The following is an 11,281-nucleotide window of genomic DNA, read 5'->3' on the forward strand; positions in this document are numbered from 1 at the left end:
CGGCGTAACTTACGCCGCTTTTACTTTCCACTCATAACCTGCTGAAAGTAATACCTATTTATCCCACGGAGTTAACCTGAGCTTCAGGTTATATAACCTGAACTCGAGATAAGAAGTAAGTTGATCCACTAAAATCACTAAGCTCAAAAGCGTAGTATCACTCTAGCCAGAAGTTATTTCTTAATACACCACTGTCGATATTCTTATCGACGTTCAATACTGACTTACCGATAAAGTCTCGTATTCTGTTAAGCTGGATAGCTCCTCGAGGCATTGTTGCTGCAGCTGTAGGCTCAGTTTTTGCGTTGAGTATGACCAAATCACAGATAGCAGATGCGGATAAAATGGTGCCGCTTATTTTCACCGTCATCATTGTCACCGTGGTACTACAAAGCCTAACGGCAACGCCTTTCGCACGTCTTTTAGGAGTGCGTCAACCAAAGCCCAATACCTTACTTATCATTGGTGCAAACCATGTAGCTAGAGCGGTGGCTAAGGGCTTAAAAGACCAAAATATTGATGTTTATCTCTCCGATCCCGCATGGGAAAACTGCAAAATGGCAAGAATGGACGGACTGCCTTGTTACTATGGTAACCCATAGTCGGAACATGCCGAGCGTTACCTCCCGTTGACCAGCTTAAAGTCAGTGCTAGCGCTTTCACCTAACCGTCACCACAACGCATTAGGCGTACAGTACTTTTCTCATTTACTTGGCGATCAATGTGTTTATTCGCTCAAATCATCCACTAACCACGCTAAGGCGAACAAAGATAGCGCCACTTTCCTTTCTCGCCAAATCTTGTTTGGCGACGAAGGTAACTACGCCAAGCTAAGTAGTATGATGGCTAAGGGCGGCAAAGTGAGCGTAACTCGGATCTCAGAAGAGTTTAAATGGGAACAGTATAAAGAGGTTAACAGTGAAGCAATCCCACTGTTTGTACTCACAGAGCAGAACAAAGATGAGGAACCCATCTTGATCCGCCCTTTTACCTCTGACATGAAAAAGCTTCCAGAAGAAGGCGACCGCGTATTGGCGTTGCAGCCGCCTAAGCTAACGGTGCTTAAAGATCCAAATACGAATAAAGAAGGCCAAATTGGTGCAAAGCTTAGCAGCCAACAAATTACTTAACCAGAGATTTGGATAAGTAATAAGCTAGCTTACCGGCTTTATTTAGAAGTAAGCAAAGCGGCGTAACTTACGCCGCTTTTACTTTCCACTCATAACCTGCTGAAAGTAATACCTATTTATCCCACGGAGTTAACCTGAGCTTCAGGTTATATAACCTGAACTCGAGATAAGAAGTAAGTTGATCCACTAAAATCACTAAGCTCAAAAGCGTAGTATCACTCTAGCCAGAAGTTATTTCTTAATACAAGGCAAATTTGTGCGTCAATAGCTGGCCTATTGCAAGCAAATTTAACGCAGTAGTAAGGGATAGCAGCAGCTAGAGAACAAGTTGTTATCCCGAGTTCAGGTTATATAGGCAATCTAGCCCGCTTTACCACGCTATCAGGCATTTTGTTTGCCAATTGCCCTAGTGCTACCTGGATCCGCTTATGTAGCTTTTTATCTGCAACTGCGGAATGAAACAACCATCGATAGGCATCTTCATAATCTCTTGGACTACCATGACCTTGATTAAATACATCTACGAGTCTTAACTGAGCGTTTAAGTTGCCAAGTGCTGCGGCTTCTCTCAGATAGGTTACCGCCATCGCTTTATCTTCTTGCACCAACTGACCAACATCATAGTAGCGACCTAATTGTTCAAGCGCCGCCGCAAGGCCCTGCTCTGCTGCCCTTTTCATATAATAAAGGCCGAGCTCAACATCTCTGTCTACACACACGGCATAAGCTAACATGTCACCATAAAGAAACTGATACGAAGGCAGCGCCATAATTTCAGCACGCGCTTCAATATCTTTAACCAGCTGGCACTCATCCGCTTTAACCCGAGCAAGGTGTTGATTTTTTTCAATGAGCGCTAGTAGCTCTTGTTGCGTATACAAAGGCACAGCTTCGATAGCCTCTTCGGCAGATACTTTGCTCTGTATACTGAGACTTAAGGAAACACTCAATGCTGAAGCTGCAAAATAACGAAGTAAGTAATTCATCGAAGACCCATCAAAGTAAAGCTGATTGTTTAACTATAGCAGGCTGCAAAGGCAAATTACTTGCTCTGCAGCAACATCGACACTCAAATTTGATTAAGCATTATTTACGCCAAAGCGAAGTCTAATTTTATCATATGAGCAAAAATTCACTTACTTATCGGCAGAAAGACAAAAACTTGTAGGGTAATAGACACAAAAAAAGCTGCCGTAGCAGCTTTTTTCTTTATCAATCGACAGCAGGATTATTCAGCAAAAGGGTTGCGAACAATCATTGTCTCAACGCGGTCTGGGCCTGTTGAGATGATATCAATTGGCACGCCAGTGATTTCTTCTAGGCGCTTGATATAGTTGATAGCGGCTTCTGGAAGTTGCTCAACAGAAGTTGCACCAAAGGTGTTTTCGCTCCAACCTGGCATTTCTTCGTATACTGGAGTTACTTTCTCGTAGCCTTCAGCAGCAAGAGGAGTCACATTAGTTACAGTGCCGTCTTCTAATTGATAACCAGTACAGATTTTCACTTTTTCTAGACCATCAAGTACGTCTAGTTTAGTTAAGCAGAAACCGCTGATGCTGTTGATTTGAACTGCACGGCGCATTGCCACTGCATCAAACCAACCGGTACGACGTAAACGACCAGTCGTTGCACCAAACTCGTTGCCTTTCTCACCTAAGTGTCTGCCAACTGGGTCTTGCTTGTCTTGACCATCGTAAAGCTCTGTAGGGAAAGGACCTGAACCAACACGAGTTGTGTAAGCTTTAACAATACCTAAAACGTAATCTAAGTGTAGCGGACCAAAACCTGCACCTGTCGCAACACCACCAGCCGTCGTGTTTGATGAGGTTACATACGGATAAGTACCGTGGTCGATATCAAGTAGTGTACCTTGCGCACCTTCAAATAGAATATGGTCGCCAGCATTACGCGCTTGATCAAGTAGTTCAGTAACGTCAACAATCATTGACTTAAGTACTTTTGCTACTTCCATTGCATCATCGTATGTCTTCTGGAAGTCTACTGGGTCTACTTTGTAGTAGTTAACCAAGGCGAAGTTGTGGAACTCTAGTACTTCTTTAAGCTTCGCAGCAAATTGCTCTGGGTTGAAAAGATCGCCAACACGTAAACCACGACGTGCAACCTTATCTTCGTACGCAGGACCGATACCACGGCCAGTTGTACCAATGGCTTTTTCACCACGCGCTAGTTCACGCGCTTGGTCTAGTGCAACGTGGTAAGGCAAGATCAAAGGACATGCTTCGCTGATCAATAGACGCTCACGTACAGGAACGCCACGCGCTTCAAGCATGTGGATTTCTTTCATTAGTGCATCTGGTGCAAGTACTACACCATTACCAATTACACATTTAACGTCTTCGCGTAGTACACCTGATGGGATCAAGTGTAGTACCGTTTTCTCACCGTTAATTACTAGTGTATGGCCAGCATTGTGTCCGCCTTGGTAGCGAACAACTAAAGAAGCCTTATCTGTAAGTAGGTCAACTACTTTACCTTTACCTTCGTCACCCCATTGGGTGCCTAATACAACGACGTTTTTACCCATTGCAAATTCACTTAGAAAAAATTAGGCGCAGATTTTACCAGAAAACCATAGTCGAAATCACCCCAATTTGCCTAATTTTTCTGCTTTCAATAAGATTGATGATGTAAAGCATCAAGGCAAGTTACATAACTTGTTGAAAAGGTGGATTAATAGCTGAAAATCAAACAACGTATTTTATTTTTATATCAAAATAGCTGTATTGTTCGGATTAATCGATAACTATCTCTTTGTTATCAAAAGTAAACTTTTATAAAACGTAAAAAGCCCAAAGGTTAACCTTTGGGCTTTTCAGATTGATGATAAACCCCGCTTTTTTAAGCGGGGTTTATTTTTCCCAGTTGTTGGAGCAGTTTTCTCTGCCGTAAGTTTCAGCGTTGGTTTTTTGTGTTGGCTAGGCTAATTATTGTGATTTGGTGTGTCCAAGATCGTTTTGAGGGCTTTTAGGGGGAGTTTTCGAGGTTTTTTGCTAGTGTGCAGCCATGAGCGCCATTTTCTTCATATTTTGACATGCCGCTGCTAACAAGCACTGCGCGGTCACTTTTGACAGACCTCTATATCTGCAGTAGCGATGTCCATGATGTTGTTTCGCATCAGCGAAGCTTCTTTCCACCGTTTCGGCTCGTCGTCGATAGAGCTTTTTACCCCAGTCGCTCAGCCTAATCGCATTGGCGTTTTCTACGCTCGATTGCCAAACATGCCGCGTTATAACTTTGGTTTGATTTTTACTGGCTGTACATTGATTTCTGACTGGACAGCGTCCACATTTGCTCGGGTCGGAATGATAGTGACGATAGCCTGTTCGGCTTGTTGTTTTGTAGATTAGAGTTTCACCTTGCGGGCACAGGTAAGTATCTGTATCGGCTTGATATTGATACTCACGTTTGGCGAAGTAGCCTTTCTTTTTATTTGGTCTTCGATACCCCAGCACGCCAACTAATTGCCTTTCTTCCAGATTGTGGCATACCGCGGCGGTAAAATAGCCTGCATCTAGCCCAACCGCGATAGGGTTGAGTGCAAAGGTATCGAGCGCTCTGTCGAGTCGACTGATAATAGGTTGTGAGTCATGGACATTGCCTGCGGTGGCGTGTGTATCAACAATAATGCCGTGTTTACCATCCACAATTCGATGGTCTAGATAGAAGAACCCTTTTGGCTTTTCATCCCGTACCATAAACCCGCTATCTGGGTCGGTGCGGCTGACTTTGGTTGGTTTTGTGCAAGTTGTTTCTTCCTTACACTTCAGGGGCTTTTTTCCTTCACCCTCCCGGTCTTGCAGTACTGCTTCGTTCAATTGCTCTACATACACTGAAGGACTGACTTTTAAGTCTTCTATGTCATAGCGCTTTTTATTGGCATTGGCTTTGAGGTGTGTACTGTCAGCAAATAAGCTATAGCCACCTATGAGTTTTTGTTTCATCGCTTGGCGGACAATGTTATCGAAGATGGATTGATAAATATTGCTGTCTTTAAAGCGCTTTATGCGGTTTTGGCTTAGCGTCGAGTGGTGGATGACATCTTCAGTTAGTCCCATACCTAAAAACCAACGATATGCGACATTGACTTGGATTTCCTTAATCAAGCGACGCTCGCTTTGAATGCCAAACAGGTATCCAAGAAATAAAATCTTGAACATTCGCACTGGGTCAACCGCTGGGCGACCATTGTTTTTACAGTAGAGATGGGCGACTTCATCGCGGATGAATTCGAAATCAATCGCAAGGTCAATCAGGCGAACTAAATGGTCTTTTGGAACCAATTGGTCGATAGCGACCATTTCTAGTTCATATTGCTGAGGGGTTTTGTCTTTAAGCATGGTGAACTCCCTAAACTCACTACGCTTATTAGATCAAAGGGCTAGATCTGTGTCCAGCCCTTTTTCAACAGTCTGAAAAGCCCAAAGGTTAACCTTTGGGCTTTTTAAAATATAGCTCAAGCTTGCTCGCGAGCAGTTAAGCTTGAGTGACTAGCCTATAGCTCTAAATCGTCTTCAACTTCAGCAAGGCCTTTATCTTCTCCCTCTTCAGGCATAATAACCGCTTGCGCTAGGAGCATTTCTCTCAACTTGCCTTCAATTTCGTTGGCAATCTCAACATTTTCTTTCAAGAACTTAATTGAGTTTGCTTTACCCTGGCCAATTTTATTGCCGTTGTAGCTAAACCAAGCACCCGCTTTATCAACCAGTTTGTGTTTCACACCTAAGTCTATCAACTCACCTTGTTTCGACGTACCTTCACCGTACATGATGATGAACTCAGCTTGCTTAAATGGTGGTGCTACTTTGTTTTTCACAACCTTAACACGAGTTTCGTTACCAACAACCTCATCACCTTCTTTCACTGAACCGATACGACGAATATCAAGACGTACAGATGCATAGAATTTAAGTGCGTTACCACCAGTTGTGGTTTCAGGGTTACCAAACATCACACCAATCTTCATACGAATTTGGTTGATGAAAATACATAATGTGTTCGAGCGTTTGATATTAGCAGTAAGCTTACGCAATGCTTGTGACATGAGTCGAGCCTGCAAACCAACGTGTGAGTCACCCATATCGCCTTCGATTTCAGCTTTAGGGGTAAGTGCTGCTACCGAGTCAATAACAATCAAATCAACCGCACCAGAACGAACTAACATGTCACAAATTTCAAGCGCTTGTTCACCGGTGTCAGGCTGTGATACTAATAGCTCATCAACATTAACGCCTAGCTTTTCAGCATAGATTGGGTCGAGTGCGTGTTCAGCATCAACGAACGCACATGTTTTACCAAGCTTCTGCGCTTCTGCAATCGCTTGTAATGTTAGCGTTGTTTTACCTGATGATTCTGGACCATAGATTTCAACAATACGACCAGTTGGTAAGCCGCCGATACCAAGTGCAATATCCAGGCCTAGTGAACCAGTTGAGATGGCTTCAATATCTAGCGCCTTGTTCTCACCCAGTTTCATGATTGAGCCTTTACCAAACTGACGCTCAATTTGTGATAGTGCTGCGTCTAATGCCTTTTGCTTGTTATCGTTCATTTGCTTCTCCAATTCAGCGTAATGACACCTAGTATACTGTATGAAATTACAGTATCAAGTAGAATTTTATGATTTTACCATCGTTATAGTATTTTTTAATGCAAATTCAATAGCTTGAACTCTTATTTCAGCCCTATTTCCAGTAAATACTTGGTGAAATGCCTGAACTTTGTCACTATTTGCAATAGCAAACCATACAGTACCTACTGGCTTATCAGCACTGCCCCCAGTCGGTCCTGCGATACCAGACACAGCAATGGCAACTTCAGCATGAGCTGCCTGCTGAGCGCCTTTGACCATTTCCAAAACCGTTTGCTCGCTCACGGCACCAAATTGCGTTAGGGTTTGTTGCGATACTCCTAATAATTCGTGCTTAGCTTGATTACTGTATGTCACAAAACAACGCTCTATATATGCAGAGCTCCCTGGCGTATCTGTTAACGCATAACTCACCCCACCACCTGTACATGACTCTGCGGTAGTGATTGTTACGCCGTTATTCGTTAGAATAGCGCCCAATTGTGCCGCATATTCGGCTATCTCTTTGTAGTGCTCCATAGGAAAACCTTTTAGGTATCAACAATGTCGTCAGATCTATATTCAGAACACACTATAAACCAACAAACCCCAATGATGCAGCAATACCTGCGAATTAAAGCTCAGCATCAAGAAATCTTGCTGTTCTATCGCATGGGCGACTTTTATGAACTCTTCTTTGACGATGCCATCAGAGCGGCGCAGCTTCTCGATATTTCTCAAACCTATCGCGGCAAAGCCGGTGGCAATCCGATCCCAATGGCGGGTGTTCCCTATCATGCAGTTGAAAACTACCTAGCTCGCTTAGTACAACTGGGTGAATCTGTTGCTATATGTGAGCAAGTTGGCGACCCTGCGACCAGTAAAGGTCCTGTAGAACGTAAAGTTGTGCGCATTGTTACTCCAGGTACCGTCACCGACGAAGCACTATTACAAGAACGCCAAGATAATTTACTTGCAGCGGTCTACCAACATCCAAAAAACTTAGGTTATGGCGTTGCCTATCTTGATATTAACTCGGGCCGATTTAATATCGTAGAGCTACAGACTGACGAAGCACTTAACTCTACGCTACAGCGCTTGCAGCCCGCAGAATTGTTATATCCAGAATCATTTCAGAACCTTTTAGTGCTAGAAAGTATTAAAGGCAGTCGTCGCCGCCCGGATTGGGAGTTCGATTTAGACACAGCAAAGCATTTACTTTGTCAGCAGTTTGAAACCCGCGATTTAGTCGGTTTTGGTGTCGACAATGCCAATATGGGTTTAATCGCTGCGGGTTGTGTCATGCAATACGTGAAAGACACGCAGCGCACGGCATTACCTCATATTCGTGAGATCACGCTCGAAAAGAATGAGCACGCGGTGATCTTAGATGCCGCGACGCGCAAAAACTTAGAGCTAACACTGAACCTCTCTGGCGGTGTTGAAAACACCTTAGCGCAGATTTTAGATAAGTCTTCAACGGCTATGGGTTCGCGCTTACTAAAACGCCGTATTCATACGCCCGTGCGCGAACGCAAAGAGCTCAATGCTCGACTCAATGCGATTGCGAGCCTTATCGAACAACAACTATGCATGGAAGTTTACGATGCACTAAAACACATTGGCGATATTGAACGAGTTGTAGCACGGTTAGCGTTGTTTACCGCTCGTCCGCGTGATCTAACGCGTTTAAGAAGTGCATTACAAGCGTTACCGCCATTGCATGATATTTTACAAGATGCGACGGATGCGAGACTTCAGTCTATCATTAGCCTCTCACCGGCATTACCTAAGTTACAAGATTTGTTAGAACGAGCGGTTATCGACAATCCCCCTGTTCTCATTCGTGATGGTGGAGTGATAGCACAGGGTTACAATGCAGAGCTTGACGAGCTACGCGCATTAAGCGCAGGTGCCACGGATGTTTTAGAAAAACTAGAAGAAAGAGAGCGCGAACGCACGGGGATCTCGACATTAAAAATTGGCTATAACCGCGTTCACGGATTTTATATTGAGATCAGCCGCGCCAATTCGCACTTAGTGCCCGCGGAATACATTCGCAGACAAACACTGAAAAATAACGAACGCTATATTATTCCTGAGCTAAAAGAGCATGAAGACAAAGTGCTTGGAAGCCAATCGAAAGCACTAGCACTTGAAAAGCGCCTATATGAAGAGCTCTTTGAACTCATCGCTCCTTATATTGAACAATTGCAAGTCATGGCAGCGGCGCTTGCCGATTTGGACGTACTAAACACCTTAGCTGAACGTGCTCAGACACTAGACTATTGCAAGCCCACGCTTACCGAGGGCACTGAAATTGATTTAGTGGATGGTCGCCACCCAGTCGTAGAACAAGTAAGTAAAGAGCCGTTCATTGCCAATCCAGTAAAACTCAACGATGAACGTAAAATGCTCATTATCACTGGGCCAAATATGGGTGGTAAATCGACCTATATGCGTCAAACCGCGTTAATTGTGTTGATGGCGCATATTGGCAGCTATGTACCGGCAAGCGCAGCCACCATCGGAATTGTCGATCGTATTTTTACTCGCATTGGTGCCAGTGATGACCTTGCCTCTGGGCGCTCAACCTTTATGGTTGAAATGACCGAAACTGCAACCATTTTAAACAACGCAACCGCTCAATCATTGGTGCTAATGGACGAAATTGGTCGCGGGACAAGCACCTATGACGGTTTATCACTCGCTTATGCGACAGCAGATTATCTCGCCAGCAAAATTGCAGCAAAAACACTGTTTGCTACTCATTATTTTGAGTTAACCGAATTGGCTGAGCAACAAGCTGGCCTTGTTAATGTGCATTTGGATGCCGTTGAACATAACGATACCATTGCCTTCAAACACACAGTAATGGAAGGAGCTGCAAGTAAGAGTTTTGGTTTACAGGTAGCTAGTCTTGCCGGCGTGCCAAAAGCGGTGATTAAGTTGGCGAAACAGAAACTCGCTTTGTTAGAGCAGCATCAGAGTGTCGTTGGCGATAAGCCTACTCATGTAGCTGCACCTGTACAGCAGAGCTTAATGCTTGCTAATGGGCCTTCTGAGGTTGAAGCGCTACTTGCTGATATGGATCCCGATGATATGACACCAAAGCAAGCTCATGCTTTGCTATATCAACTTAAGTCTATGCTATAGAAAGTAAAAAGCGGCTAAATGCCGCTTTTTTAATGTTCTCTCACAATTAGAACTTGTGGTTATACTGAAGACCAAAGATCATCGCATGGCCTTTAGAGCGATAGCCCCACTCACTGAATCTGTCAGCTTCAGTGAAAGTTTGTGTTTTACCTCTTAAAACACTGATCCCAAAATCTACAGTTGCTTGGTTAGCAAGTGTATACTCCGCACCAAATGAGTACCAAGTACGGTCTGTATCAGGAATTGAGATAGATAGATGGTTTTCATCCGCTGGTGACTCATCATACGCCATACCTGCACGTAGTTTCACCGCATTACTAAGCTGATAGTCAGCGCCAACTGCAAAACGTAATGAATTAGAGAAATTCTCTTCTTTAGTGAATACTGAACCTGCGTTACCAACTACAGCTTCAAGTTCATCAAAACTATTCCAGCCGGTCCAAAGTACGCTGTAGTGTAGTGAGGTTTCTTGGTTTAGTTTATGGGAACCTGAGATCTCAGCAATCGCAGGTAACGTTACATCTACTGAACCTGGTAGTGACGCGCCATTCAAGCCGCCAATCGCTGCTGGTAAGTCGTTGCTAAAGTGGCCATCAAATGTGATATCTGTTTCACTACGGTAATGGAAGCCGATTAGGTTGTTTTCATCAATTTGATAAGCAACACCCAAGTTCCAACCAAAGCCATAATCGTCACCTTCTAAATGTACCGCTTGAGTACTTGCTGGCAAACCTGTCGTTGTCGCGCCAAGGTTACGGACGATTTTAGCATCAGCATAAACTTCATTAATACCAAACGCTACGCTCCATTGCTCATCAATTTGGTAAGCAGCAGAAATACCTAAGTTAACGGTCTTAATTTCAGTTTCACCCGCGATTTGGCCAGCAACATAATCCTTATCGAATTCTGTAGATAGGCCAAACTGTGAATAGATACCTGCACCAATCGACCATTGGTCATTATATTTGTGTGTTGCATAAATAGCAGGAATAATAGCACTTGGCGCGATGCTGTTGTCATTTAACGCTGATGCAGGGATATCATTGCTAGTACCTGTTCCCGTCAGGCTTACGTCCGGTTGAACATACATAGCTGCTACTGATAATTGCGTGCCTGATAGCTTACCCATCAATGCTGGGTTACGTGCAACCACTGACGCATCGTCGGCTGCAGATGCTTCACCCGCATAAGCACGACCAAGGCCAGATACGTTTTGTTCCGCAAGTTGGAAGGCGGCAGCTAGTGCTTGTGATGACGATAAAATCGCACCTGATGCGATAAGACCTAATAATACTTTGTTCATACTCTAATCCCCTGTGAACTAACCATTTCCTGAGTAATGGTTAAAAAAACCAATTCGAGTAACACTGCGTAGCCTCACTTTGACCTTGCTCACCTAGCCAATATC

At 44.0% G+C, this 11,281-nt stretch carries 7 protein-coding genes and 1 pseudogene; 2 read left to right on the plus strand and 6 right to left on the minus strand.

The genetic code is table 11. From position 1 onward, the window contains the following. Positions 1–173: 173 nt before the first annotated feature. A pseudogene (locus PPIS_RS12065) lies at positions 174–1,130 on the plus strand (NAD-binding protein); the annotation flags it as partial. 347 nt (positions 1,131–1,477) lie between these two features. Here PPIS_RS12065 and PPIS_RS12070 read toward each other — a convergent pair. From PPIS_RS12070 to PPIS_RS12090, 5 genes are all read right to left on the minus strand, one after another. Continuing rightward, complete coding sequence (locus PPIS_RS12070) at positions 1,478–2,116, minus strand: tetratricopeptide repeat protein (protein ID WP_010378945.1); 639 nt, start codon at positions 2,114–2,116, stop codon at positions 1,478–1,480. 242 nt (positions 2,117–2,358) lie between these two features. Next, positions 2,359–3,675, minus strand: coding sequence for an adenylosuccinate synthase (locus tag PPIS_RS12075; RefSeq protein ID WP_010378944.1), 1,317 nt, complete (start codon positions 3,673–3,675; stop codon positions 2,359–2,361). A 466-nt stretch (positions 3,676–4,141) separates the two neighbouring features. After that, positions 4,142–5,488: an IS1182 family transposase gene (locus PPIS_RS12080; RefSeq protein ID WP_096040873.1), complete on the minus strand. Its 1,347-nt coding sequence runs from the start codon at positions 5,486–5,488 to the stop codon at positions 4,142–4,144. Positions 5,489–5,643: 155 nt separating this feature from the next. Beyond that, entirely contained in the window at positions 5,644–6,699 is a 1,056-nt protein-coding gene (gene recA, locus PPIS_RS12085) for a recombinase RecA (protein ID WP_010374085.1), read from the minus strand. 66 nt (positions 6,700–6,765) lie between these two features. Then, positions 6,766–7,257, minus strand: coding sequence for a CinA family protein (locus PPIS_RS12090; RefSeq protein ID WP_010374087.1), 492 nt, complete (start codon positions 7,255–7,257; stop codon positions 6,766–6,768). 24 nt (positions 7,258–7,281) lie between these two features. Between PPIS_RS12090 and mutS the strand changes: the two genes are divergently transcribed. Beyond that, entirely contained in the window at positions 7,282–9,873 is a 2,592-nt protein-coding gene (gene mutS, locus PPIS_RS12095) for a DNA mismatch repair protein MutS (RefSeq protein WP_010374090.1), read from the plus strand. 46 nt (positions 9,874–9,919) lie between these two features. Here the strand turns inward: mutS and PPIS_RS12100 are convergent, their stop codons facing one another. Further along, positions 9,920–11,176, minus strand: a complete 1,257-nt coding sequence (locus tag PPIS_RS12100; protein WP_010374092.1) for an outer membrane protein transport protein — start codon at positions 11,174–11,176, stop codon at positions 9,920–9,922. Between the last annotated feature and the right edge of the window lie 105 nt (positions 11,177–11,281).

This window comes from Pseudoalteromonas piscicida, assembly GCF_000238315.3.
GTDB lineage: Bacteria > Pseudomonadota > Gammaproteobacteria > Enterobacterales > Alteromonadaceae > Pseudoalteromonas > Pseudoalteromonas piscicida.

Coding starts and splice junctions, on each gene's coding strand:
- PPIS_RS12070 (WP_010378945.1), bottom strand. CDS start 2,116: ATGAATTACTTACTTCGTTATTTTGCAGCTTCAGCATTGAGTGTTTCC.
- PPIS_RS12075 (WP_010378944.1), bottom strand. CDS start 3,675: ATGGGTAAAAACGTCGTTGTATTAGGCACCCAATGGGGTGACGAAGGT.
- PPIS_RS12080 (WP_096040873.1), bottom strand. CDS start 5,488: ATGCTTAAAGACAAAACCCCTCAGCAATATGAACTAGAAATGGTCGCT.
- recA (WP_010374085.1), bottom strand. CDS start 6,699: ATGAACGATAACAAGCAAAAGGCATTAGACGCAGCACTATCACAAATT.
- PPIS_RS12090 (WP_010374087.1), bottom strand. CDS start 7,257: ATGGAGCACTACAAAGAGATAGCCGAATATGCGGCACAATTGGGCGCT.
- mutS (WP_010374090.1), top strand. CDS start 7,282: ATGTCGTCAGATCTATATTCAGAACACACTATAAACCAACAAACCCCA.
- PPIS_RS12100 (WP_010374092.1), bottom strand. CDS start 11,176: ATGAACAAAGTATTATTAGGTCTTATCGCATCAGGTGCGATTTTATCG.